At 51.9% G+C, this 24,571-nt stretch carries 20 protein-coding genes; 9 read left to right on the forward strand and 11 right to left on the reverse strand.

Annotated features, from left to right (window positions below):
• The first annotated feature begins 19 nt into the window (after nucleotides 1-19).
• The 6 genes from QYC28_RS04250 to QYC28_RS04275 all read left to right on the forward strand — a co-directional run bounded on the left by QYC28_RS04250 (nucleotide 20) and on the right by QYC28_RS04275 (nucleotide 9,697).
• Nucleotides 20-682 carry a Uma2 family endonuclease gene (locus tag QYC28_RS04250; protein WP_149818489.1) on the forward strand — a complete coding sequence of 221 codons (663 nt, stop codon included), beginning with the start codon at nucleotides 20-22 and terminating at the stop codon, nucleotides 680-682.
• Between the two features lie 23 nt (nucleotides 683-705).
• Entirely contained in the window at nucleotides 706-1,371 is a 666-nt protein-coding gene (locus tag QYC28_RS04255; protein ID WP_149818491.1) for a Uma2 family endonuclease, read from the forward strand.
• A gap of 22 nt (nucleotides 1,372-1,393) precedes the next feature.
• On the forward strand, nucleotides 1,394-2,362 hold the full coding sequence (locus QYC28_RS04260) for a cyanophycinase (RefSeq protein ID WP_149818493.1): 969 nt from the start codon (nucleotides 1,394-1,396) through the stop codon (nucleotides 2,360-2,362).
• Nucleotides 2,363-2,455: 93 nt separating this feature from the next.
• Nucleotides 2,456-5,146, forward strand: a complete 2,691-nt coding sequence (gene cphA / locus QYC28_RS04265; protein ID WP_302679896.1) for a cyanophycin synthetase — start codon at nucleotides 2,456-2,458, stop codon at nucleotides 5,144-5,146.
• Between the two features lie 199 nt (nucleotides 5,147-5,345).
• Nucleotides 5,346-6,005: a transposase gene (locus QYC28_RS04270; protein ID WP_399375210.1), complete on the forward strand. Its 660-nt coding sequence runs from the start codon at nucleotides 5,346-5,348 to the stop codon at nucleotides 6,003-6,005.
• Nucleotides 6,006-6,049: 44 nt separating this feature from the next.
• Nucleotides 6,050-9,697, forward strand: a complete 3,648-nt coding sequence (locus QYC28_RS04275) for a hydantoinase B/oxoprolinase family protein (protein WP_302679897.1) — start codon at nucleotides 6,050-6,052, stop codon at nucleotides 9,695-9,697.
• A gap of 10 nt (nucleotides 9,698-9,707) precedes the next feature.
• Here the strand turns inward: QYC28_RS04275 and QYC28_RS04280 are convergent, their stop codons facing one another.
• On the reverse strand, nucleotides 9,708-10,109 hold the full coding sequence (locus tag QYC28_RS04280; protein ID WP_149818499.1) for an AbrB family transcriptional regulator: 402 nt from the start codon (nucleotides 10,107-10,109) through the stop codon (nucleotides 9,708-9,710).
• A 497-nt stretch (nucleotides 10,110-10,606) separates the two neighbouring features.
• On the reverse strand, nucleotides 10,607-11,215 hold the full coding sequence (locus QYC28_RS04285) for a Uma2 family endonuclease (RefSeq protein ID WP_149818501.1): 609 nt from the start codon (nucleotides 11,213-11,215) through the stop codon (nucleotides 10,607-10,609).
• Nucleotides 11,216-11,304: 89 nt separating this feature from the next.
• Between QYC28_RS04285 and QYC28_RS04290 the strand changes: the two genes are divergently transcribed.
• Both QYC28_RS04290 and QYC28_RS04295 read left to right on the forward strand, forming a co-directional pair.
• Entirely contained in the window at nucleotides 11,305-14,316 is a 3,012-nt protein-coding gene (locus QYC28_RS04290; RefSeq protein WP_302679898.1) for an SMC family ATPase, read from the forward strand.
• A gap of 72 nt (nucleotides 14,317-14,388) precedes the next feature.
• Nucleotides 14,389-15,639: a VWA domain-containing protein gene (locus QYC28_RS04295; protein WP_302679899.1), complete on the forward strand. Its 1,251-nt coding sequence runs from the start codon at nucleotides 14,389-14,391 to the stop codon at nucleotides 15,637-15,639.
• Here QYC28_RS04295 and QYC28_RS04300 read toward each other — a convergent pair.
• The 6 genes from QYC28_RS04300 to QYC28_RS04325 all read right to left on the reverse strand — a co-directional run bounded on the left by QYC28_RS04300 (nucleotide 15,631) and on the right by QYC28_RS04325 (nucleotide 21,303).
• A complete protein-coding gene (locus tag QYC28_RS04300) occupies nucleotides 15,631-16,407 on the reverse strand; it encodes an S-adenosyl-l-methionine hydroxide adenosyltransferase family protein (protein ID WP_302679900.1) in 777 nt (258 codons plus the stop codon). The two genes, QYC28_RS04295 and QYC28_RS04300, sit on opposite strands and share 9 nt — an antisense overlap.
• Nucleotides 16,408-16,414: 7 nt before the next feature.
• Entirely contained in the window at nucleotides 16,415-17,149 is a 735-nt protein-coding gene (locus tag QYC28_RS04305) for an SDR family oxidoreductase (RefSeq protein WP_302679901.1), read from the reverse strand.
• Nucleotides 17,146-18,504, reverse strand: a complete 1,359-nt coding sequence (locus QYC28_RS04310; protein ID WP_149818511.1) for an FAD-binding oxidoreductase — start codon at nucleotides 18,502-18,504, stop codon at nucleotides 17,146-17,148. The genes QYC28_RS04305 and QYC28_RS04310 overlap by 4 nt, the downstream gene beginning before the upstream one ends.
• Complete coding sequence (locus tag QYC28_RS04315; RefSeq protein WP_149818513.1) at nucleotides 18,482-18,889, reverse strand: GtrA family protein; 408 nt, start codon at nucleotides 18,887-18,889, stop codon at nucleotides 18,482-18,484. The genes QYC28_RS04310 and QYC28_RS04315 overlap by 23 nt, the downstream gene beginning before the upstream one ends.
• Complete coding sequence (locus QYC28_RS04320; protein ID WP_302679902.1) at nucleotides 18,886-20,292, reverse strand: UbiA family prenyltransferase; 1,407 nt, start codon at nucleotides 20,290-20,292, stop codon at nucleotides 18,886-18,888. The genes QYC28_RS04315 and QYC28_RS04320 overlap by 4 nt, the downstream gene beginning before the upstream one ends.
• Nucleotides 20,293-20,643: 351 nt before the next feature.
• Nucleotides 20,644-21,303 carry a transposase gene (locus tag QYC28_RS04325; protein WP_399375211.1) on the reverse strand — a complete coding sequence of 220 codons (660 nt, stop codon included), beginning with the start codon at nucleotides 21,301-21,303 and terminating at the stop codon, nucleotides 20,644-20,646.
• 132 nt (nucleotides 21,304-21,435) lie between these two features.
• Here QYC28_RS04325 and QYC28_RS04330 point away from each other — a divergent pair, with 132 nt between their 5' ends.
• Nucleotides 21,436-22,071 (forward strand): EcsC family protein, encoded by a 636-nt coding sequence (locus QYC28_RS04330; protein WP_149818521.1) that lies wholly within the window; start codon nucleotides 21,436-21,438, stop codon nucleotides 22,069-22,071.
• Here the strand turns inward: QYC28_RS04330 and QYC28_RS04335 are convergent.
• The 3 genes from QYC28_RS04335 to QYC28_RS04345 form a co-directional block, all read right to left on the reverse strand.
• Nucleotides 22,068-23,102, reverse strand: coding sequence for an AI-2E family transporter (locus QYC28_RS04335; RefSeq protein ID WP_149818523.1), 1,035 nt, complete (start codon nucleotides 23,100-23,102; stop codon nucleotides 22,068-22,070). The two genes, QYC28_RS04330 and QYC28_RS04335, sit on opposite strands and share 4 nt — an antisense overlap.
• Nucleotides 23,103-23,108: 6 nt before the next feature.
• Nucleotides 23,109-23,735, reverse strand: coding sequence for a DUF3153 domain-containing protein (locus QYC28_RS04340; RefSeq protein WP_302679903.1), 627 nt, complete (start codon nucleotides 23,733-23,735; stop codon nucleotides 23,109-23,111).
• A gap of 194 nt (nucleotides 23,736-23,929) precedes the next feature.
• Nucleotides 23,930-24,565, reverse strand: coding sequence for a peroxiredoxin (locus tag QYC28_RS04345; protein WP_149818527.1), 636 nt, complete (start codon nucleotides 24,563-24,565; stop codon nucleotides 23,930-23,932).
• Nucleotides 24,566-24,571: the final 6 nt, after the last annotated feature.

Genomic DNA, 24,571 nt, shown 5'->3' on the forward strand with positions numbered 1-24,571 from the left:
ATTCTGAGGAGAGAGAGCCATGACACTAAAGTATTCTCTACCCCCCCTTGAAAATGGCGATCGCTTGACACGAGCGGAATTTGAGCGCCGCTATACAGCCATGCCCCACCTGAAGAAAGCAGAACTGATTGAAGGAGTTGTATTCATGGGGTCTCCCGTGAGTATCGATCATAGTCGCTCCCATGGCTCAATTATGGGATGGTTATGGTTCTACAGTGCTGCAACACCGGGGCTAGGTTGCTATGACAATCCGACGGTTCGCTTGGATGGCGATAATGAACCGCAGCCCGATGCTGTGCTCCGCCTTGAAAGCGGGGGCAACTCTCGCATTAGTGAGGATGGTTATATCGAGGGGGCACCGGAACTTGTAGTTGAAATTGCCGCCAGCAGTGCCGCCTACGACCTGCACGATAAGCTCAGGGTGTACCGCCGCAATGGCGTTCAGGAATATCTTGTGTGGTGTACCTACGATCGCCAAATCCACTGGTTCTCCCTTGAAGCGGGGGAATACCAACCACTTGCTGCCGATGCTGAGAGGATAATTCGCAGTCGTCAATTTCCCGGACTCTGGCTTGCCCCTGAGGCATTACTGACCCATGATCTGGGTACGGTTTTGCAGGTACTCCAACAGGGAATTGCCACCCCTGAACATCAAGCGTTTGTGGCTCGCCAGCAGCGATAGAGAGGTTCTGAGGAGAGAGAGCCATGACACTAAAGTATTCTCTGCCGCCCCTTGAAAATGGCGATCGCCTGACACGGGACGAATTTGAGCGCCGCTATGCAGCCATGCCCCACCTGAAAAAAGCAGAACTGATTGAGGGAATTGTTTACGTGGCTTCTCCCGTTCGTGTCAGTCACAGTCAGCCCCATGCCGAGATCATGGCTTGGCTCGGTTTTTACAAAGCAGTTACGCCGGGGGCTCTCGTCTATGACAATCCGACGGTTCGCTTGGATGGCGATAATGAACCGCAGCCCGATGCTGTGCTCCGCCTTGACAGCGGGGGCAACTCTCGCATTAGTGAGGATGGTTATATCGAGGGGGCACCGGAACTTGTAGTTGAAATTGCCGCCAGCAGTGCCGCCTACGACCTGCACGATAAGCTCAGGGTGTACCGCCGCAATGGCGTTCAGGAATATCTTGTGTGGTGTACCTACGATCGCCAAATCCACTGGTTCTCCCTTGAAGCAGGGGAATACCAGCCCCTCACTGCTGATGCTGAGGGCATCATTCGCAGTCGCCAATTCCCCGGCCTTTGGCTCACCCCTGAGGCATTACTGGCCCATGATCTGGGTATGGTTTTGCAGGTACTCCAACAGGGAATTGCCACCCCCGAACATCAAGCGTTTGTGCAAATCTTGACCAAAACTTAAAAAATTTCCCTAATCTGGCATTATGCTGTATAGAATCCCCGTGTCAATAGGGGGGTATTGGCATCGCCCTTGCCAAATGCATCGATTCTGTCTGCCGATTGACCGTTTCATTCACCGTAGCCCTATGTTGCAATTAGACCCCATTTCCAAAACGACCAATCAACATTCTGGTCACAAAGGTTTAGTGATGGCGATCGGGGGAGCGGAAGACAAAGTACGTGGGCGACAAATTCTCACCACCTTCTGCCAACGTGCTGGCGGCCTAGATGCTGTCATTGGCGTCATTCCCTCTGCTTCCCGTGAACCCGATGCCATGGGGCGACTCTACCACGATATTTTCCGCGAAATTGGCGTGCGCGAAGTGGACGTTCTATTGGTGGGCGATCGCGCTGATGCCGAACAGGAAGAGATGCTAGCTCGCTTGAGTCGCTGTACTGGCATTTTTATGTCCGGGGGCGATCAACTGCGTTTGTCGGCGCTGCTGGATGAAACCCCCCTCCTCTACCAATTGCGTCATCAAGTCTGGGAAGGCAAATCAATTCTTGGGGGCACGAGTGCCGGTGCCGCTGTCATGGGTGAGTGCATGATTGCCAGTGGGGGCAGCAATGAAGCTCCAAACCGCTCCTTAGTCGATTTGGCCACAGGCTTGGGTATTCTTCCCGATGTTTTAGTGGATCAGCATTTCCACAATCGCAATCGCCTCGCGCGCCTGATCAGCGCCATTTCTGCTCACCCCGACAAGCTGGGAGTCGGCATTGATGAAGATACCTGTGCCATGTTTGAAGCTGATGGTATGCTGCGGGTTCTTGGTCGTGGTTCTGTCACCATTGTTGATCCTCGGGATGTCAGCTACACGAGCTATGCCCATGTGGATGTTAACGAACCCTTGAGTATCTACAACTTGCGCCTGCACATCCTCAGTGATGGTGACTGCTATAACCTCCGCACCCATCAAGTGCAGCACAAATGTATTTTGCCTCCCCTAAATTAAGTTTTCAGGAAAGTGTTGCTTAAGATACAGTTTATTGCGTCACTCGCCTCAAAACTAAAAATGGTAAGCTGTCCTTAAAAAAGCCACTCTTCTATGAAAATTCTCAAATTACAAACGCTGCGGGGTCCTAATTATTGGAGCATTCGGCGTCATAAGCTGATTGTCATGCGTTTAGATCTAGAAGAGGTGGCCAACACCCCCTCCAATCAGATTCCCGGCTTTGTGGATGGGTTGGTGCGGGTTTTACCCAGTCTCTACAATCATTTTTGTTCCCTTGGCCATGAGGGGGGCTTTCTCACCCGCCTAAGGGAAGGCACCTACCTCGGTCATGTGGTTGAGCATGTCGCCCTCGAACTCCAAGAACTAGCAGGGATGCCCGTTGGTTTTGGCCGCACGCGGGAGACCTCAACGCCGGGGGTGTATCAAGTCGTCTATGAATACCAAGTGGAAGAAGCGGGTCGCTATGCCGGCCGCGCAGCAGTACGACTCTGTCAAAGCATTATTGATACGGGCACCTATCCCCAGCGCGAACTGGATCAGGATCTCGCCGATCTCCGCGAGTTAAAAGCCAAAGCCTCCCTAGGCCCAAGTACGGAAGCGATTGTCCGCGAGGCGGAAGCCCGTAATATTCCTTGGTTTGAGTTGAGCAGTCGCTCGATCATTCAATTGGGTTATGGTGCCCGCAGTCATCGCATCCAAGCCACCTTGAGCGATCGCAGTGGCATCTTGGCCGTGGAACTCGCAGGGGACAAAGAAGGGGCAAAGCGACTGCTTCAGGATGCCGGAATTCCTGTGCCCAAGGGAACCGTCGTCCGCTACATTGAAGACCTCCCTGAAGCCATTGAAGACATCGGCGGCTACCCGATTGTCATTAAGCCCCTCAACGGCAACCACGGTCGGGGGATTACGATTGACATCAACAGCCTAGAAGAGGCCGAAGAAGCCTTTGAAATTGCCAGCAGTGTCTCCAAATCAGTGATTGTGGAACGCTACCATGCGGGTCGCGACTTTCGGGTTCTAGTGGTCAATGGCAAAGTAGTCGCCGTTGCTGAACGGGTGCCAGCCCATGTCATTGGCGATGGCCGCTCCACCATCGAAGAACTCATTGAGAAAACTAACCAAGACCCGCAGCGGGGAGACGGTCACGATAATATCCTCACTCGCATTGAGGTGAATCACGACACATGGACACTCTTGGAAAAGCAGGGCTATACCCTAAATACTGTCTTGCAACCGGGGGAAATTTGTTATCTACGCGCCACGGCGAACCTGAGTACCGGTGGCATTGCCGTTGATCGCACCGATGAAATTCACCCGGAAAATGTTTGGATTTGCCAGCGGGCGGCTCAGATCATTGGCCTCGATATTGCGGGGATTGATGTTGTCAGCCCCGATATTAGTCAGCCCCTGCCTAAAGTTGGCGGTGTGATTGTCGAGGTCAATGCTGCTCCCGGCTTTCGCATGCACACAAACCCCAGCCAAGGGATTGCCCGCAATGTCGCCGAACCGGTGTTGAATATGCTCTTTCCACCGGGAACGCCCTGCCGCATCCCAATCTTTGCGATTACGGGCACCAACGGTAAAACCACCACCACCCGCCTCATTGCCCATATCTGCAAACAAACGGGGCAAACCGTTGGCTACACCACCACAGACGGCATCTATATTGGCGATTATCTGGTGGAAAAAGGGGACACCACCGGGCCTCAAAGTGCCCAACTGATCCTGCAAGACCCCACAGTTGAGATTGCTGTCCTAGAAACAGCGCGCGGTGGTATTCTCCGCTCCGGCTTGGGCTTTGACCACTGTGATGTCGGGGTGGTGCTAAATGTGCAGGCTGACCATCTTGGCCTTGGTGATATTGACACCGTTGAACAGTTGGCGGACTTAAAGGCCGTGGTGGTGGAATCCGCTTGGCCGAATGGCTATGCTGTCTTGAATGCCGATGATTCCCTCGTGGCGGGAATGGCACGCCAAGTCAAAGCCCAAGTGGCCTATTTCTCGATGAATCCCCACAATCCGATTATTCGGCAGCACATTCAGCAGGGGGGTCTCGCCGCCGTTTATGAAAATGGCTATCTCTCGATTTTGAAAGGGGACTGGACGCTACGGATTGAGCAGGCAGAAAATGTGCCCATTACCCTTGGCGGTCGAGCCGGCTTTATGATTGCCAATGCCCTCGCTGCCAGTCTAGCCGCCTTTGCCCAAGGCATCAGTATTGAGCATATTCGCGCTGCCTTGACCAGCTTCCGAACCTCAGTGGAGCAAACCCCCGGGCGGATGAACCTCTTTGATTTGGGGCAATTTAGTGTCTTGGTGGACTATGCCCACAATCCAGCAGGGTATGAGGCCATTGGTGAATTTGTCCAAAAATGGCCAGGGCAGCGCATTGGTGTCGTTGGCGGACCGGGCGATCGCCGTGATCAAGACTTAGAACAACTGGGTGAACTCTCGGCGAAAATCTTTGATTGGATCATCATTAAAGAAGATGACGATACCCGTGGCCGGCCGCGCGGCGATGCCGCCTATTGGATTGAGCGGGGAGTACATCACCACAGTGTCCAACGCCAATACGACATCATCCATGACGAGGTAGCAGCGATTCAATTTGCCCTCGATCGCGCCCCCCAAGGCTCCCTAGTGGTGATCTTTCCAGCGGAAATCAGCCGCACCATTCAACTGATTCACCAGCATCATCAACGACTCCAAGGGGAAACGACCAATGGCTTTCACAGTGAGGGAATTTCCACCAGTGGTGATCTCAATCCCTCCATCTCCCATTAGGCAGTTTCTCAACCGCTGGCAACGCTAATCTGATCAAGTCACCCTGATCAACAGCGAGAAGCACAGTATAGGCCTTTTCAAAAAGGTTGGAGGATCTCACCGCTTTTACCAGAAGTGTTGAAAGATAGTTTGAGAGGCTAGAAAAAAGGGAAGAAATGTCATATTCTTCCCTTAAAAAAAGAAAAACAGTCAACTTACTATGGCATCTTTTGCAACTCTTGTCAAGTCCATTCTCAATCAGCTCAGCCCCTGTGACTACCCCGTGCTGAACTCTCAATTGTTCTTCAAAATCTGGTTGACCTACGTTCTCGACCAAGGGTTAACCAGTATGAGAGCCTTATTTTATCGCTTGAATCATGCAGGGATTACAAATGCTGTTGTAATCATGGATAAAGGGTTTGCGAGCTGGCAATTGTTAGAGCGACTGCGTGAGAGGAAGTGCTCATTTGTTGTACGTATCAAGAATAACATGAGAATGAAGCTCAATCATGAGAGATATCGCGTGGTTCAATTTTTTGACGAGAATCAAAGGGAGTTTCGTATAGCGACAAATCTAAAGGAGCTGAGTGATGAGGAAGTGAGTGAGTTATATCGGCAGCGGTGGGCGATTGAGAACCTATGGAAATTTCTGAAGATGCATTTATCATTAGACAAGTTGATTACAAAGAGTTTGAACGGGGTGGTAAATCAGATTTATATGGTTTTAATTGCCTATTTAATTTTAGAGCTGGTGGAGATACCTGAATACTTTGGGAAGAAGCTATTAGACAAATTGCGATATTTGCAACTGGAACTCAGTCGTCGCTGCTCGATAGTGCATTGGAGCTTTGATTGGCAGCCAGAGCTACTGGTCACTTAAAATGTTAAGTTTTGTTGCAGGATTCAACACTTCTGAGAGTGATCATGAACAATGCGGTTGCAATGAAAGCCAAATGGCAATTTTGGATCGATCGCGGCGGCACGTTTACGGATATTGTCGCCCGCCGTCCCGATGGTCAAATGGTGGTGCACAAGCTGCTCTCAGAGAATCCAGAGCAGTATCGCGATGCAGCAGTAGCGGGAATTCGTACCCTCATGGGGTTGGCGCCGGATGCCCCCATTCCCAGTGAAGCCGTTGAAATTGTGAAACTGGGGACAACGGTAGCCACCAATGCCCTTTTAGAACGCAAAGGCGAGCCAACGGTGCTCCTGATTACCCAAGGCTTTGGGGATACTCTAGCCATTGGCTACCAAAACCGCCCGGATCTGTTTGCCTTAGCAATTCAGCAACCGCCGCCCCTCTACAGCCATGTCATTGAAGTCAAAGAACGGGTGAGTGCCCAAGGGGAAATTCTCGTTCCCCTTGACTTAGAAGCCCTGAAGCCGCAATTGGCAGCGGTCTATGACCAAGGCATCCGCAGTTGCGCCATTGTGCTCGTGCATGGCTACCGCTACCCTGACCATGAACAACAGGTGGCAGCCTTGGCAAGGGAGATGGGGTTTAGCCAAGTGTCGGTGTCCCACGAGGTAAGTGGCCTGATCAAGCTGGTCAGCCGGGGCGATACGACTGTTGTGGATGCTTATTTGTCGCCGGTGCTGCATCGCTATCTACAGGGGGTGCAGGGGGAGCTGGGGGAGATTCCCCTCTACTGTATGCAGTCCAATGGCGGTGTGGTGGCGGCGGCCTGCTTGCGCGGTAAGGATAGTCTGCTTTCAGGCCCTGCTGGGGGGATGGTGGGGGTGGTGCGCACTGCTTTAGCCGCAGGGATTGAGTGGCTGATTGGTTTAGATATGGGAGGTACCTCGACAGATGTCTGCCACTATCGCCACAATCCGGATGCCCCTTGGCCAGAGTATGAGCGGTGGCAGGAAACCACCATTGCCGGTGTGCGCTTGCGATCGCCCCTCCTAGCCGTGCATACCGTCGCTGCTGGCGGTGGCTCGGTTTTGCGATTTGATAAGGGGTGCTACCAAGTGGGGCCAGACTCTGCCGGTGCCAATCCCGGACCTGCTGCCTATCGTCGCGGCGGACCTCTCACGGTGACCGATGCCAATCTCCTCTTGGGGAAAATTCAGCCCGCCTATTTCCCCGCTGTCTTTGGCGCCGATGGTCAACAGCCCTTGGATCGCCAGACGGTGGAACAGCAATTTGCTCAACTGCGCCAAGAGATCTACGAGAGCACCGGAGATGCCCGCAGTGTTGCCGATGTGGCGGCTGGTTTTATTGAAGTGGCGGTGAATACCATGGCACAGGCAATTAAGAAAATTTCCCTAGAGCAGGGGCACGATGTGCGCGACTATACCCTCTGCTGTTTTGGCGGTGCCGGCGGCCAACACGCCTGTTTGATTGCCGAGGTGTTGGGAATGCCGCAGGTGTATCTCCATCCCTATGCGGGGGTGCTCTCGGCCTACGGCATTGGTCAGGCGGAGCTGCGGGTACTCAAGGAGCAAACGATTGAACAACCCCTCACCGCCGCTGTTCTGGTGGAGCTGCAAGGCCAAATTGAGCAGCTAAAAGGGCAAGCAATAGATGAACTTGTTGCCCAAGGGGTCGATCGCCCGCAGATTCAAAGTCAAGTGCGCATCGGCTTAGGTTATGTGGGGACAGATACGATCCTCTGGGTGCCCTGGGCAGATTTGGAAAGGATGGCAGCCGCATTTGCCCAAGCCCATCGCGATCGCTATGGGTTTACTATACGGGGGCGATTGCTCCGCATCGGTCAAGTCGCGGTTGAAGCCATTGCTGTTCAGGCAGTTCCAGCGGTCACGATGCCCCATGCCGCCACAGAACTCACGCCCCTTGCCCATGTGTCGGTTTACAGCAAAGGCCAATGGCACAAAGCACCCGTCTATGAGCGCGATTGCCTCCCTGTCCATCAGGTCATTGCAGGGGTGGCCTTGATCTTAGATGCTACGGGCACCAATGTGGTTGAGGCGGGCTGGCAGGCGGAAGTGGATGATCAAGGGGGATTGTGGCTGCGTCCCCTGCAGGAATCCCCGGCACCGTCAAAGCAGATTGCCGTCACCGTTGCGGATCCGGTGCAACTAGCCATTTTTCAGCAGTTATTTCGCGCCATTGCTGAGCAAATGGGAGTAACGCTCCAGCAGACCAGTGCCTCGGTCAATATCAAAGAACGGTTGGATTTTTCCTGTGCTCTGTTTGATGCTGCCGGCAACCTTGTGGCCAATGCCCCCCATATCCCCGTCCATTTGGGGTCAATGAGCGAAAGTGTTAAGGCACTGCTGGCTGAGAAAGGCAACACCCTCCGGGCGGGTCAGGTTTTTGCCACAAATAATCCCTATCGCGGTGGCACCCATCTGCCGGATATTACCGTGATTACCCCCGTATTTCTCAAGGGGGAAGCGCAACCCGCCTTCTTTGTCGCTTCGCGGGGGCACCATGCTGACATTGGGGGCATTAGTCCTGGATCAATGCCGGCCAATAGTACCGATGTCCGTCAAGAGGGAATTCTCTTTGATAATGTGCTGCTGGTGGAGGGCGGGGAGTTTCAAGAGGCGGCCATTAATCAACTGTTGAGCCAAGCCCCTTGGCCGGCTCGCTATCCTGAGCAGAATCTGGCGGATCTGCAAGCCCAAATAGCCGCCAATCAGCGGGGGGTACAAGAACTGATTACCCTGTGCGATCGCTATGGTCGCGAGGTTGTCGCTGCCTATATGGAATTTAGCCAAGCCAATGCTGCTGAGTGTGTGCGCCAATGCCTGCGATCGCTCCAAGGGGGACGCTTTTGCGTTGCGATGGACAACGGCAGCCAAATTCAGGTGCAAATCACCATTGATAGCAACGAAGGCACCGCCTGCCTGGACTTTGAGGGCACCTCCCAGCAAACCAATGACAATTTCAATGCTCCCCTTGCCATTACCAAGGCGGCTGTGCTGTATGTCTTCCGAACCCTCGTACAAGAGGACATTCCCCTGAATGCGGGCTGTTTGCGTCCCATTGAACTGCGGGTGCCGCAAGGCTCACTGTTGAACCCCCAGTTTCCGGCGGCGGTGGTTGCTGGCAATGTCGAAACCTCGCAAACCCTCACCAATGCCCTCTACGGTGCCCTCGGCATTATGGGAGCGGCTCAGGGAACGATGAACAACCTCAGCTTTGGCAGCGATCGCTATCAATACTACGAAACCATCTGTGGCGGCGCTGGGGCAGGAGCCACCTTTGCCGGAGCCAGTACGGTGCAAACCCACATGACCAACTCTCGGCTCACCGATGTCGAAGTGCTCGAAAACCGCTACCCCGTGATTGTTTGGGAGTTTTGCCGTCGGCGGGGCAGTGGGGGCAAAGGGCAGCAACCGGGGGGAGATGGGGCAATTCGTGTCCTTGAGTTTCGTGAACCCATGACCGTCAGCCTCCTCAGCCAGTCGCGGAAAATTCCCCCTTTTGGCCTTGCGGGTGGTGAGTGCGGTGCAGTGGGTGAAAATCAATGGCTGAAACTCGGCCAAATTCCCCATCCCTTAGCAGGAACCGCCACAATCAATGTTGAAGCGGGCGATCGCCTGCGCATTTGTACCCCAGGTGGTGGTGGCTTTGGGGTACCTCAACTCTCAGATTAGATATATCAAATTAATCTTCATCGTCGGTGGGTTGACCGTTGCTGCTCACTTGTCTAAGGTGAATGTGCTTACGGCCAAGGGTAATTTCAAATTCATCCCCCGGCTTGAGATTCATTTGCTTGGTATAGGCCGAACCAATGAGTAAATTACCATTGGCTTGTACCGTGATTCGATAACTAGCACTGCGACCGCCTCGGCTACCACCACGCCCTGACTTCGTATCAAGATTCATCCCCAAGGCTTCAAGAAGCGCCTTATTAAACTTCATTTTGCTGATGCGCTCCTTACCACTTTGGGTGACCGTGTAGTAGCCACAGGCCTTTGCTTTTTCCTCGTGGCTGAGATGTTCCAATTGTTTGTACTTCTCTAATAAAGCAGCACCTGTCAAGGGTTCTACTTGCTTGCGTCCCATTTTAACCTACCTTTTCAATGATCAAATACTGTCTATTCATTGGCGATTCAATCAAAGAGTGCCAAAGCCTGACAGCGAACTCGTAATGAGTGAGTGTCTATTTTTAGCAAACCATAATTTTTTTCAGAATTCAAGTTGCGATCGCCCTTGAGTCAGGGTTTTACATTTCCTTTAGACGAGTTACATTGACACTCTTTTCACAGGGACGCAAGAGACTCAAAAAAGTGAGGGCTAGTGTAGAAAGTACGCCACCTCTTTTACAGCCCTTTTCACAGGTATCGCGCAGACTCAAACACTACAAAAGCCACGACGGAAGAGATTTCTATCAGCGTTTATGTATCCCTTATTTAAGACAAGGGCGGTAGATGCTCTATCCTTCAGAAAATGACGCCAATCAAACTTACGGCACTTTTTGCAAGAATTGAATACGCTCACAACAGTCGCTTCAGTGTGAGGTGGCAAAGCCCAAGAGTGTCAAACCCGAATTGGCCTGCTGATCATTGTGAACTATTTGGGAAAATAGAAGCAAGCTCAAGCACTTGTTCGGGGAACTGCGGCAATTGCACAACGCCACTGGTCGGAATAATTCTCTTGCTGAGGTAGCCAAACTGCCGCGGGGTAATTTCAGCAGGTTCGCTATAGACTTCCAGTGTGCGATCGCTGACATTGAACAGCCAGTAATGGGGAATCTTGGCTTCAGCATAAAGCGATAGTTTCACTGTGCGATCGTACTCTAGGGATGAATCCGCCACTTCTATCACAAGGAGCGTGTCCGCAGGTGTGGGATGGGCTGAGGCATAGTCATCTTCTTGGTTTTTAACGATCGCCACATCGGGTTCTGGCTCACCGTCAAGGGCAATCGTAATCGGCGACTGGCACTGAAGCGTGGCGCGATCGCCCACAATCTTCGGTAAAATTCGCAACAATCGCCGCAGACAGCTTTCGTGCGCTGTTCCCTTGGCCGCCATTCGCACCAATTCCCCCCGAATTAGCTCAATGTGGTCATCTTCCCTCAGAAACCCAAGTTCCAGTAAACGGTGATAGTCCTGCACCGTAAATCGCACTGGTTGGGGGGTTGGAGTGGGTTGGCAAGTGGTGATGATCATGATCTTAATTTTAGGCAGAGTCTCAGAAGTGACGCATTCTTCGCTAGAGAATGCCCTAAACTGTGGAAACATCAAGGGTGTGGTGCCCTATGATTCCACGTCAACTGGTATTGCGCAATTTCCTCAGCTATCGCCAGGCCATTCTTCCCTTTGCGGGGTTACATCTGGCCTGTATTTGTGGTGCCAATGGGGCGGGCAAGTCCTCGCTTCTTGAGGCGATCGCCTGGGCACTCTGGGGGCAAAGCCGCGCTAGCCGTGAGGATGATGTGATCTACTACGGCGAAATGGAAGCCCAAGTGACGTTTGAGTTTAGCGTTCAGGGGCAGACCTATCGGGTGGTACGGTTGCGGCGACGCGAGCAACATACGGTTTTAGAGTTGCAGATTCAAACAGCAGCGGGCTATACCTCGCTAACGGGGCGATCGCTACGAGCAACACAGGAAAAAATCATTCAAATTCTGCGCCTTGACTACGCCACGTTCGTCAACAGTGCCTATCTGCGCCAAGGCCGTGCCGATGAATTTATGGCCAAACGCCCCAGTGAACGCAAGCAACTCTTGGCCACCCTTTTAGGCTTGGATCAATACGAGACGCTTGCGGAAGCGGCTCGCGATCGCGCCCGTGACTACAAAGCCCAAATCAGCGTTCTGGAACAACGCCTCCAGAGCCTAGGGGAGCAACTCGCCCAAGAACCGCAGTTACGCGCCCAACAGGCAGCGGTGAGCCAGCAGATTCAACAGCAACGGCAGCAAGTCGAGCAGTGTCAACAACGGCTCCAAGAGCAACAGGCCGCCTACCACGTCCATCAACTGCAACAGCGGGACTATGAACACCTGCAACAGCAGCGAGACACCCTCGGGACAACAATCGCCCATCTCGAGCAGCAGTGCCAGACGCTCCGCCAAGAACAGGCCGCGATTGCGGATCTAGAAGCCCGTGCCCCCCTCTTGGAAGCCGCCGTTAGCCAATGGCAGCGCCTGAAAACCGCTGAAGCGCAATTGCAGCAGTGTTTTGCTGACTATCAACGGCTGCGCCAACAGCGCGATCGCCAGCAGCAGAACCTCGACCAGCAGCGCCAAGACCTTCTGCGCATCCTGCATGGATTGGAGAGCCAGCAGCAATTTCTTCTGGAACAATGCCAGCAGTTGGAAAAGCTCCTCAAGCAAGAAAATCAGATTGTCGCTGCCCTTGAGCAGTTACAGCGATCGCGCGCTCAGCTCCAAGCACAGGAAGAGCTTCAACAAAAAGTCTTTCCCCTTCTGCAAGCCAAACAGCGCCTTGAACTGGAACGGCAACAGCAGGAGCAACGCCTCCGCAGCCGGCGCGATGAATTGCAGCAGCTGTGGCAGCATCTCCACCAACAGGTGGAACGACAACCTGCTCTCCAAGAGGCGGTGATACTGATTACAACACAGATTGAAACCCTTGAAAAACAACGGGTTTATCAAGACCATGTGCGGGAAAAGGGACTAGAGCGCCGCCGCTTCCTAGAGCAACTGCAAGCCCGCCAGCGGGAATACGAGCGGCAGATTCATCAACTGAACCAGCGCCTAGAACTGCTCCATCAACCGGGAGCCATCTGTCCCCTGTGTCAACGTCCCCTCGATGCCGAGCACTACCAGGCTGTCCTGCAGCGCCATGTCGCTGAAAAACAGGAACTGCTCAATCAGGTGTGGGTAATCCGCGAGCAGCTGGCAGTCACAGAGCGCGAAATTCAGGTCCTGCGGCGGGAATATGCAACGGTTGCCCATGAGATTTCCCAACTGACGCAACTCTTTGAGCAGCGGGGGCAACTCCAGCAACAACTCCAGAGCACACAGGATTTGGAACCTCAGTTGAATCGCTTGGCTGCAGAAATTCAGCAGATTGAGCGGCAGCTGAGGAACGGCCATCAGGAAACCCTTGGGGAACTACAATCGATTGAGGCGGAACTGAAGCGCCTCAACTATGACGAGAAAAATTTAGCGATCGCCCGCGGGCAAGTGGAAAAATGGCGTTGGGCCGAAGCCAAGGAACAGGAACTCCGCCAAGCGCAGCGGCAATACCGCCAAATTCAGCAACAACTGCCGGCCCTAGTGGCACAACAGGAAGAACTGCAACGCCAACTCAATGCCCTTGAAACCCTCTCCCCCTTGGCACAAACCTTGGCCACCATTGATCAGCAGTTGGCGGCCTTAGCCTACGATCCTGAGCAGCATGCCCAAATTCAGGCACAACTGGCGGCATTAGAACCGGACTATGAGGCCTATCAGACCCTGCAACGGGGGCGATCGCGCCAATCCCAACTCCGCCAAGACCTCCAGCACCTAGAGGAAACGCTGCACCAACAACGGGAACAACTGCAACGCATTACTGACAAACTTGCTACCCTTGAGGACACTGCACGCGCCGCCAGCCGCCTTGCCGCCGAGCTGAACCAATGTCAACAGGAACTCCTGAAGCAGCAGCAGACCCTCGAAGCTAACCTTGCCCAGCATGGCAAACTCAGCGCTGAATTAGAGCAACTCCATCGCCTAGCCCAAGAATACGAACAGGGACAGCAAACCCTTGCCCACCTCCGCTATCAATACCGCCTCTACTGCGAACTAGCCCAAGCCCTAGGCAAAAATGGCATTCCTGCCATGCTCATTGAAACGGTCTTGCCCCATCTGGAGGCAGAAACCAACCATATCCTAGGCCGCCTGAGTAACCATCAACTCCATGTGCAGTTCATTACCCAACGCAGTCGGCGGCGCAGTGGCGCTGATACTAAGCCCATTGAGACCCTCGATATTCTCATTGCCGATTGCCAAGGGACTCGACCTTACGAAAGTTATTCTGGGGGTGAAGCCTTTCGCATCAATTTTGCGTTGCGTTTAGCCTTGGCGCGATTGTTGGCGCAGCGCTCCGGCAGTGATGTCCAGTTTCTCATTATTGATGAGGGGTTTGGAACCCAAGATGCCCAGGGCTGTGAACGGCTGATTGCCGCCCTGAACGCGATCGCCCCTGAATTTCACTGCATCCTCGCCATTACCCATGTGCCTGCCCTCAAAGAAGCTTTTCAAACCCGCATTGAAGTCTCCAAAACAGGGGGAGCCTCCCAACTCAGCATCATTACCTAGGACAGGGGTAGCAGCTTGCGGCACAATATCGGCAAAATGGTAGAGTAGGGTCAGCAACAGCACACTTTGCCAATGACGGTTGAACTTATTGCCAAACTCAGCGATCCCATTGTCAGTGCCGGACAGGGGGCACAGCGCCAACTGGAACTAACGTTAGCGGCACAGCGACAACAACAGCAGCGCGCTCCTCTCAATCTCTGCCTGATTTTGGATCACAGTGGCTCAATGGCATGGCAACCTTTGGCAATGGTCAAGCGAGCGGCTCAGTCATTAGTGGATCGATTACAGCCGAGCGATCGCCTGAGTATCGTGGCCTTTGATCACAAAGCTCAGGTGTTAGTGCCCAATCAATTTGTGCAGGATAAAACCGCAATCAAGGAGCAAATTGCAACCCTTGAGCCAAGTGGTGGCACTGCCATTGATCTGGGGATGAAACTGGCCCTGACAGAGTTGGCCAAAGGCAAACAGGGAACCATCTCCCAAGCCTTTTTGCTCACCGATGGCGAAAATGAGCACGGCGATAACCAACGCTGCCTTGAACTGGCCAAGCTGGCAGCAGAGTACAACATTACGTTTAATACCTTAGGGTTTGGCGTTCACTGGAATCAGGATGTCCTCGAGCAAATTGCCGATGCAGGCGGCGGGCGGCTGATGTTTATTGAGTATGCTGAGCAGGCGATCCCCTGTTTTCAAGCGCTCTTTAGCCACATTAGCAGCGTGGACTACACCAATGCCCATGTCCTATTGACCCTGAGTGAGGCGGCACAACTAGGGAACTTCAAACCAGTCAACCAAGTGGCTCCCGATACGATTGAACTCACCTACGACAGCCCCACCCCCCACGAGTATGTGATTCGGGTTGGCGATGTTTCCGCTACCGTCAAACGCACACTCCTGATCACCCTGAGTACCCAACCCTTGCCGCCAGGCTCTCACCTCATTGGTTTTGTGCAAGTCCGCTACGATGACCCCGTGCAGCAAGCCACTGGCCTTTTCTCCGAGAGGATTCCCCTGACGCTCACAGCAGAACCAGAGCACATCCCCCAAGTGGATCCAGAGGTGCAGCAGAGCATTCTCACCCTCGAAAAATACCGCAAAACGAAACTGGCGGAAACGAAACTGCAATCGGGAGACACCGCTGGCGCTGCCACCTTTCTTCAGAGTGCGGCCAAAACTGCTCTCCAACTGGGGGATACGGAAGCCGCAAAAGTCCTTGAGGCCTCGGCTCAAGAGCTACAGCAACAATCCACCCTCAGTGAATCAGCCCTTAAGCGCACGCGCATTGCTTCAAAAACTGTCCTGAGCAATCCCCCCTCAAATTAGCCACAGGGCATCGCCATTGCGGCAACCCAACACCCTTTGGGCACTGCCGCCATTAACGGCTAACTCAATAAACCCATGACTGCCTACTAATGCCATCAGATGTTGAGGTGGAACATCACCATAGGTGTGGACGAGGGGAATCTGCTGCCCCTGAATCTGGATCTGCTGGTAGCCCTTGGCTAAAAGCGCCGCAGGGAGTGTGGTGATCACATTGCCAAAGTGATCAATCGCTTGAATCCAACCTTGGATGCCTTGGGGGGTAATCTCATAGGTGAGATGGGGCAAGCGCACCAAACTATCTGGCTCAATGGCAGAGCCAAGGCGCGCCAAATCGGTTCCTGCAGCTAAATGGGCGGCCACGGGGGCAAAAATATCCCGCCCATGGAAGGTAGCACTGGGGTTGGGGGTACGCCAAAACTGCGGCTGGGTGAGTTCAACCACTCGCCGCGGGGGATAGCGATCGCCCACTAGACTAAAGACCCCATTATCGGGTCCCACACAATAGCCAACCCCCAGATCAAGGGCGATCGCCCGCCGACGGGTTCCCACCCCCGGATCCACCACCACGACATGCACCGTTTGCGGGGGAAAATAGGGCACCGCTTGCAGCAGTTGAAAACTGGCCGTGCGACAATCCTGCGGTGGAATTTCATGGCACAGATCAATCACTTGGGCTTGGGGATCAATACTTAAAATCACCCCCTTCATCACCCCCACATAAACATCCTGATGGCCAAAATCCGTCAGCAGGGTAATGCAGCGAGCCATAGGCAGTTCACAGAGACAGTCGCTTAAACAAGGGTTCAGGAATCCAACGAATGATCACCATGATCCAGCGCCAGATGGGTCGCACATAGATCACATCTTTCTTTTTTTCTATGGCTGTGAAGATCGCATTGGCCACTTCCTGCGGCTGAGCAGTGAGTAGGGGGGGCAACCTCATGCCTTCGGTCATCCGTGTCTTCACATAGCCCGGCAGAACGGTTAAAACCTGTATTCCTGATTTAGCAAGGCGATGCCGCAACCCCGACAAAAATGCGGTGAACCCAGCTTTTGCAGAGCCATAGAAGTAATTACTCGCCCGCCCCCGTTCCCCGGCCACAGAGGAAATCCCCACCAACGCACCAAACCCCCGCTGCTCAAACATATTGGCAAAGAGACTCAAAATAACGACTGGCCCCTCATAATTGGTGCGCATCACTTCAAGGGTAAGGGATAAATCTTGCTCACATGCCTTTTGTTCTGGCATGAAACCAACAACGCAGATCACGATCGCGGGTTGCTCCGGGAGTTGCTGGATAAAACTTGCATGGGTCTCCACCGCTAAAACATCAAATTCATGGACACTGACGGCCACGCCGTAGCGTATTTCCAGATCTGCTTTATCTGGCTCTAGGCGACTCACCTGTCGTGCCGCCAATTGAATCGGATAGCCCTGAGCTGCAAACCGCTGGGCGATCGCCCGCCCCATATCGGAAGTTGCCCCCAAAATCAGCACAGGCGCCCTCATAGATGTAACCTCTTTGACTGTTCCGAAGCAAAGTTCACCGTCCACTGTTGGGCATCCCTGACCTTGACAAACGTTTCTACCCGAGCATCGGACTGGCGCAGGCGCATTGGCGTCAAATGGCTATCCTTGGCAAGGTAAAAGCGACCCCCATAGTGTAGGGTGATCTCCTCCAGTTGATCCAAAACCTTGAGGGTGCGTTGCGACATCGGAAAGTCCAAGGCCAAGGTATAACCCGCCATGGGAAATGAAAAATAACCCTGTTGATCCCCCAACTTCTTCAAGACCGCCAGAAAGGATCCCGCTCCTGCGGCTGACGTGCAATGCAGTAACGCCGATAAACCTTCACGGGCAGTGCTCAGGGGCAAGACACATTGGAACTGGACAAAACCGCGCCGCCCATAGATGCGATTCCATCCCAATAAGCTATCAAGGGGATAGAAGAAGCGATCCCAATCCACGAAGGACTGGCTGGCTTGCCGTTGCTGATTGAGAAAATACAGTTGATTAAAAGCGCGAACCGTCAAGGGATTCAAGGCACCATTGGGAAAATCCACGGGAATCGAGAGTTTGCGTCGTTGCGGAGTCCGCAGTGGCCTTTGGCGATATTTGGCTGGCAACTCCTCCCGTGTGGCATGTTCGCCCAGTATGAGCACAGACCGTCCTAACTGCGAACCAGTCGCCAGACAATCAATCCAAGCCACGGAGTAGGTCACGTCCTGAGCCGCCTCAAAGAGATCAATGACCTCGTCTAAATGCTTGGCGATGCGGGTCGTTTGGCGAATCCACGCGGTTTCAATGGGGCGCAAGCGAAAGGCGGCTCTGAGGATCACCCCCGTCAAGCCCATTCCCCCCACCGTCCAGTAAAACAAATCCTGATTTTCGGAAGGGGAGCAGCGATAAATTTGCCCCTCACTGGTGAGGAGATCCAGCCAGTCCAAACTCTGAACAAAACTGCCCTCTTTGTGGTGATTCTTGCCATGAACATCAGCCGCAATCATGCCCCCCACAGTGACAAACTTTGTACCGGGGGTAATCAAGGGAAACCAACCGCGAGGCACAAAAATCTCGAGAATCTCCGCCAGCAGCACCCCCGCCTCAGCAATCAATTGACCCGTGTGCGGATTAAACCCCAATAGGCGATTGAAGTGGCGCATTTGCAGCGTTGCTTCGCCATTGAGGGCGCTATCGCCGTAGGCACGGCCATTTCCTCGGGCAATGAGCGGCAAATCCCTCTTGAGAAGCTGGAGAATTTCGGATTCTGAGCGCGGGCAATAGACATGACAGGTCTGCACAGGATACCGCCCCCAGCCGCAGAGCGTTTTAAGAGAACCCCTAGGCGTCATGGGAGAAGACATATCGCTTATCCAAGTGATACTTGACCACATAGCCAATGGCTAGACCAATAATGGCGCCAATTTCGCGCATGAAATGGCTGTGCCAAATCAACCAAAATACAGTTTCAAATCCCCAAAAGATGGCCGTTGTGAAAATCCCCATCGAAGCATACAGACTAAATTGACGGCTATAGTGATGCACACCCTTTTTATGATCAAAAAAAATCCAGCGCTTATCCAGATAGTATTTCACTACCAAACCCACGAGGGTACCCACTGCCACTGCGGTTATAAAATAAGGGAAACTATTATCAATGAGTAATATCACCCTTTGAAAAAATAAATTCATAAAGGTGGCAATAACCGCAAAAACTGTATAGCGAATAATCAGAGTTTGCAAACTCATAGAATCCCACCAAGAATAAAGAGAACTAGGCAGATCAAGAAACAAATTTGACTTTGGCGATCTTTAATTGCATAAACAATTGGATCATAGTGCATCAACCCGCGATGGGTCAGCAGGATGGTGCGGGTAATCCAATATAGCAGCACACAGCAAATACCCCAGAGCACCTGTGGTCTTGTGTAAAGAAGCTGCACTTGGGGAGAGTTGATATAGAGTGCCAGCACCAAAATTGAGACATAACCCGCCCCAATGGCCATCATGCTAATAATCGGCAAATCGTCAATATGATAGCTCCGACCACTGGTCTTGAGTTGTTTGCGGTGACGATGATCCACCAGTTCTGCTTGCCGCTTGACTGTTGCTAGGCAAAAGAAGAAAAAGATGGAGAAGGCCAAAAGCCAGACACTGAGGGAAATTCCTGTGGCAACCGCACCCGCAAAGATGCGAAGGGTATAGAGACCAGCGAGGGTGCAAATGTCAACAATAATCCGTCGCTTTAGGTAGAAGGAGTAGGCAGTTGTGAGACCATAATAGGCCAGCAGAATGCCCAGAAATGGCCAACTGATAGTGGTGGCGATCGCCATTCCCAGTCCTAAAAGCACCAAAATCATCCAGATGCCATGACAGAGGGGAAGATCCCCAGCGGCAAAGGGGCGATGACGCTTGCGGGGATGGGCGCGATCGGCCTGCAAATCCAAAAGATCATTTAAGACATAGACACTAGAAGCCGTGAAATTAAAGGCAACCACTGCCAACAGCGAAATCCAAAAGGTTGGTAAATCAAATTGATGTCCCGCGAGCATAGGCACAAAGACCAAACTATTTTTCACCCACTGATGGGGGCGGATTTCTTTCAGGTAGGGCTTAATACTTCGTTTTGCGCTGCCGAGATGTTCCACATTGGGATTAATTTGCTCGACTTTTTTGCGTAGCCGAGGAGACGCATTGACCGTCATTGCTTTGGCCGCAACTGCCCACACAGGCAAATCAGCCTCAGAGTCCCCCATATAGATAAAGTTTTTCTCACCAAAACGCTCTATAATGAACCTTGCCTTATGCTCTCCCTTCAAATTAAGCTGGCCATCAGACCCATAAACCTCGTCAAAAAGCCCTAAATGGGCAGCAATCTTATCAGCAATGAGTTGATCAGTGGCAGTGACAAGAGCAACCTTACCCCCCTTTGCTTTCCAAGCTTGGATATACTGAATAACTTCTGAATTATAGGGTAGTGATGTAACCTCTATTTTAGAGAGAGTGGCTAATTTTCTTTTAATCTGGGCGCGATTAAAACTTCTTGTTTTGAATAATTGAATTAGAGACTGACTAAAAGACGACCAGATTAATTCCAGCAGAACATCTGTTTTCAGTAGTGTTTTATCTAAATCAACTGCAAGGTAAATCATCTATTCATGCCAGAAATAGAAAGGCGGAAGTAAAAAATGGGATAGATAGAACTCTATTGTCACAGCGATTTAAGGTCATGGGTGATTACTCAGTGAGCTAGATGAGTTTAATTTTGGAATAATTTGATAAATAATTCCTTTTTGCTCAAGTTGATATTTTTTGATCACTTCATCTAACTGATAATAAGCAGGTGGTTCAATTGCTGCAATAAATATCTGATTATCATCAATATTGCGATCAATCCAATTTACAACTCCCTCCGAAAACAGTCTTTCTACAAAAATTAATCGAACATCTGTCCTATACTTATCAATGCAGAAGTGTTGAATCCTGCAACAAAACTTAACATTTTAAGTGACCAGTAGCTCTGGCTGCCAATCAAAGCTCCAATGCACTATCGAGCAGCGACGACTGAGTTCCAGTTGCAAATATCGCAATTTGTCTAATAGCTTCTTCCCAAAGTATTCAGGTATCTCCACCAGCTCTAAAATTAAATAGGCAATTAAAACCATATAAATCTGATTTATCACCCCGTTCAAACTCTTCGTAATCAACTTGTCTAATGATAAATGCATCTTCAGAAATTTCCATAGGTTCTCAATCGCCCACCGCTGCCGATATAACTCACTCACTTCCTCATCACTTAGCTCCTTTAGATTTGTCGCTATACGAAACTCCCTTTGATTCTCGTCAAAAAATTGAACCACGCGATATCTCTCATGATTGAGCTTCATTCTCATGTTATTCTTGATACGTACAACAAATGAGCACTTCCTCTCACTCAGTCGCTCTAACAATTGCCAGCTCGCAAACCCTCTATCCATGATTACAACAGCATTTGTAATCCCTGCATGATTCAAGCGATAAAATAAGGCTCTCATACTGGTTAACCCTTGGTCGAGAACGTAGGTCAACCAGATTTTGAAGAACAATTGAGAGTTCAGCACGGGGTAGTCACAGGGGCTGAGCTGATTGAGAATGGACTTGACAAGAGTTGCAAAAGATGCCATAGTAAGTTGACTGTTTTTCTTTTTTTAAGGGAAGAATATGACATTTCTTCCCTTTTTTCTAGCCTCTCAAACTATCTTTCAACACTTCTGTGCCAACGCCATCCCTTAAGTTGACAATTATTTCTTAAGCCTATGGCCACAGCGTCAGCGTCTATACCCGATTGGCTGCTCAACCTCATGCTTCTTGCTATTCAGGATGGTCGAGAATGGGGATACGAGTTTCTTCGTGATCCCCACTGGGGTGGCGATCGCGATCGCATGGCCAACCACGCAATTTATGAAGCCACCCTCTGGTCAGTGGGTTCTGGAGTCGCCACTGGCGTCATGGGCTGGGCTGGCATGCCCCTCGACATTGGCTACTTTTACTATGCCCAAATCAAGCTGGCAGCGGCGCTGTTCATCATCTATGGCTTAGATCCCGAAAACAAAAATGTGCTGATGATGCTGATTCCCACTGCCTTGGGGTTTACTGCCGCTGAACTTGCAAACCACTTCGGTACCCAATTTTGTCGGCAAATCTTCAAGACCTTTGGCCGGCGGGCGGCGCAAAAAAATTTATCCCAAGTGCTGATGGCAGTCTTCAGGCAGCTGCCGCCTCCCCTTTTGCGGCAGATTTTTGGCAAAGCCTCGAGCAAAAGTCTCACCCTACCTGCGCGGGCCGTTCCCCTTGTGAGTGGCGTGATTGGCGGGGCTACGAATGCCGTCATGATGAACATTTGCGGTCATGGGGTGTGTACGGTGATCAAAACGTTTCGATCGCCTAGTTAGGTGTCTTCGACAGGCTCAGACTCTAGGACGGTTTTCAGCGTTGCGGCTAGGGGAATGGCCAGCAAAATTCCCAAAAAACCTGCCACCCGTCCGCCAATGAGCAGAGCAATAAACTGCCAGAGGGGATTCAGGCCCATCAAGTCCCCCAGTAACTTTGGGGTAAGCACGTTATCCTTAATTTGTTGCAAGACCACAGCAATCACGAAAATATTCAAAGCCAGCCACGCATCCTGAAAGAGGATGAGCAGTGTCACTAAACCAATGCCCAAGGTCGCCCCCACCACAGGGATGAGCTGGGCAATACCAATGATCAGGGCAAAGAGAAAGCCAAAATTGACCTTGAAGGCGATCATAAAGGGAATCAGGGCAAGAAACATAAACAACCCCAGAAAAAGCTGTGCTGAGAAAAAACTGCGAATATTCAGCCGCAGCGAGTAATCCACCATCTGTCGCCAAGGCTTGGGTACCAGTTTCATGATTCCGCGCCAAATTTCACTGCCATAAAAGAGCATATACACCGTTAGGATTAGCACGAGGAGCACATCAACAAATTTAGTTAGGGTTGTAATCGCTACACCGGGTAACATGGCGGCAATCCCTTTGAGCTGGATCGTCAGCTCTTCCATCAAGTCATTCACCCCCACGGGAAAGCGGTAGCGGCGCAGTAGTTGATCCAGATGGCGCAAATTTTGATTGCTGGTATCCGCCAACTCTGGCAGTTGATTCAGGAGTTCTTCCGCCTGTTGAATAGCAAGGGGGAGCAGCAACAGCATCAAGACACTGACCACTAAAAGAGTAATCAGTAACACAAGGGCGATCGCATTCCGCCGCCGCAAACCACGAGCACAGAGGCGAATCACCACTTGATTGAGCAAAAAAGCCAAGATGGCGGCAATGACAAGGAGATTAATCGGATATTCAAAGTAAAGGTAAACCTGCTCCGCCACCCAGAGATTGAGGACAATCAAAGGTCCCGCTATTAAATAGGCAAGATACCGTTGCCAACTCTGCGGCGGGCCAGACCATCTCATGGGACTCTAGGTTGAATGACTCCTAGGCAGGCGAGTGCGTAACCAATTGCCCAGCACCAGCAAGCCCACGATCGCCAGTGTGCCCCAACCCAAGGGACTCGGATACCAATAGGCTGCCTCTAGGTGATTCAGATAACCGGGCATCAATGTCCAAGTCAGGCGATCGCCCCTTTGCTGAACATGAGGATTGACCACGGTATCAGCAGTAGTGGCTGGGCGCTCAATTGGGCGTGCCCCCCAAGGGGTTTCTAGGGCAAGCTGAAACTTCAGGAGCGACTGCGGTGCCACCAAAACAGCTTGATCACGGGACTCAATGCCCAAGGGGCGCAGATCAATGTCATAGCGAAAGCGCTCCCGTACAAAGAGCAACCAGTTCTGGTCAAAAATCTCCGCCTCAGCAGTGACTTGGGGAAGATAGGGCACACCACCGATGCGGTTGAGGACAGTGGCCAATTGCTGGCTGGTGTCAAAGGGAATCGTCAGCTGAAGATGGGTTTTATCGCGTTCCTTGACCACTCCCCCCAAGCGGCGCGCCTGCTGAATCACCTGTTCTGTAAAAGGGAGATCGGGTTGGGGCAGCGTCAGCGTGTAGGTTAGGCTCCCCCCAGTTTGTCCCTGATGCTGGATGACCATATCTGCTTGGACGCATCCACTCAAACAGACCACAAGGGGTATCAAGAGCCAAAGTATCCAGCGCTGCATTCCGCCTCTATTCCTTTCCTTGGTTTTGCTGTGCAAGATTATCCTATCTTGGGATGCTGCCAAGGCACAAAAAAACACCCCGAACAGCTCAGGGTGTCGCCATAACTTGTCTAGGCTAATCTAGGCTATTTGTTGGGTTGAGGTGTCAACCGCAGATAGGGCTTAACAGCATTGAAGCCCTTGGGAAACTTCTGCTTCGCCTCTTCATCGCTGAGGGAAGGCACAATCACGCACTCTTGACCCTCTTGCCAGTTGACGGGGGTGGCCACACTGTAGTTGTCCGTCAGTTGCAGCGAATCAATCACCCGCAGAATCTCAGCAAAGTTACGCCCCGTGCTCGCGGGATAGGTCAAGGTCAAGCGCAGGCGTTTTTGGGGGTCAATGATAAAGACTGTGCGCACCGTCAGGTTGTTGAGGGAGTTGGGGTGGATCATGTCGTAGAGGTTGGAGACTTTTTTATCTTCGTCTGCCAAAATCGGGTAATCCACCTTGACGTTGTTGACTTCTTCAATGTCTTTGATCCAGCCGAGGTGGGACTCCACACTATCCACACTCAAGGCCAAGGTTTTGACATTGCGCTTCTCAAATTCTGAGCGTAACCGCGCCACTTCGCCCAGTTCTGTCGTACAAACGGGGGTGTAATCCGCTGGGTGGGAAAACAATACAACCCAGCTATCCCCTGCCCACTCATAGAAGTTGATTTCCCCCATGGAAGACGCTTGGGTAAAGTTGGGTACGACATCCCCAAGTTTTAGGCTCATAGATGG

The organism is Thermosynechococcus sp. HY596, assembly GCF_030518715.1.
In the GTDB taxonomy this organism is placed as follows: domain Bacteria; phylum Cyanobacteriota; class Cyanobacteriia; order Thermosynechococcales; family Thermosynechococcaceae; genus Thermosynechococcus.

Coding starts and splice junctions, on each gene's coding strand:
- QYC28_RS04250 (WP_149818489.1), top strand. CDS start 20: ATGACACTAAAGTATTCTCTACCCCCCCTTGAAAATGGCGATCGCTTG.
- QYC28_RS04255 (WP_149818491.1), top strand. CDS start 706: ATGACACTAAAGTATTCTCTGCCGCCCCTTGAAAATGGCGATCGCCTG.
- QYC28_RS04260 (WP_149818493.1), top strand. CDS start 1,394: ATGCTGTATAGAATCCCCGTGTCAATAGGGGGGTATTGGCATCGCCCT.
- cphA (WP_302679896.1), top strand. CDS start 2,456: ATGAAAATTCTCAAATTACAAACGCTGCGGGGTCCTAATTATTGGAGC.
- QYC28_RS04270 (WP_399375210.1), top strand. CDS start 5,346: ATGGCATCTTTTGCAACTCTTGTCAAGTCCATTCTCAATCAGCTCAGC.
- QYC28_RS04275 (WP_302679897.1), top strand. CDS start 6,050: ATGAACAATGCGGTTGCAATGAAAGCCAAATGGCAATTTTGGATCGAT.
- QYC28_RS04280 (WP_149818499.1), bottom strand. CDS start 10,109: ATGGGACGCAAGCAAGTAGAACCCTTGACAGGTGCTGCTTTATTAGAG.
- QYC28_RS04285 (WP_149818501.1), bottom strand. CDS start 11,215: ATGATCATCACCACTTGCCAACCCACTCCAACCCCCCAACCAGTGCGA.
- QYC28_RS04290 (WP_302679898.1), top strand. CDS start 11,305: ATGATTCCACGTCAACTGGTATTGCGCAATTTCCTCAGCTATCGCCAG.
- QYC28_RS04295 (WP_302679899.1), top strand. CDS start 14,389: ATGACGGTTGAACTTATTGCCAAACTCAGCGATCCCATTGTCAGTGCC.
- QYC28_RS04300 (WP_302679900.1), bottom strand. CDS start 16,407: ATGGCTCGCTGCATTACCCTGCTGACGGATTTTGGCCATCAGGATGTT.
- QYC28_RS04305 (WP_302679901.1), bottom strand. CDS start 17,149: ATGAGGGCGCCTGTGCTGATTTTGGGGGCAACTTCCGATATGGGGCGG.
- QYC28_RS04310 (WP_149818511.1), bottom strand. CDS start 18,504: ATGTCTTCTCCCATGACGCCTAGGGGTTCTCTTAAAACGCTCTGCGGC.
- QYC28_RS04315 (WP_149818513.1), bottom strand. CDS start 18,889: ATGAGTTTGCAAACTCTGATTATTCGCTATACAGTTTTTGCGGTTATT.
- QYC28_RS04320 (WP_302679902.1), bottom strand. CDS start 20,292: ATGATTTACCTTGCAGTTGATTTAGATAAAACACTACTGAAAACAGAT.
- QYC28_RS04325 (WP_399375211.1), bottom strand. CDS start 21,303: ATGGCATCTTTTGCAACTCTTGTCAAGTCCATTCTCAATCAGCTCAGC.
- QYC28_RS04330 (WP_149818521.1), top strand. CDS start 21,436: ATGGCCACAGCGTCAGCGTCTATACCCGATTGGCTGCTCAACCTCATG.
- QYC28_RS04335 (WP_149818523.1), bottom strand. CDS start 23,102: ATGAGATGGTCTGGCCCGCCGCAGAGTTGGCAACGGTATCTTGCCTAT.
- QYC28_RS04340 (WP_302679903.1), bottom strand. CDS start 23,735: ATGGTCATCCAGCATCAGGGACAAACTGGGGGGAGCCTAACCTACACG.
- QYC28_RS04345 (WP_149818527.1), bottom strand. CDS start 24,565: ATGAGCCTAAAACTTGGGGATGTCGTACCCAACTTTACCCAAGCGTCT.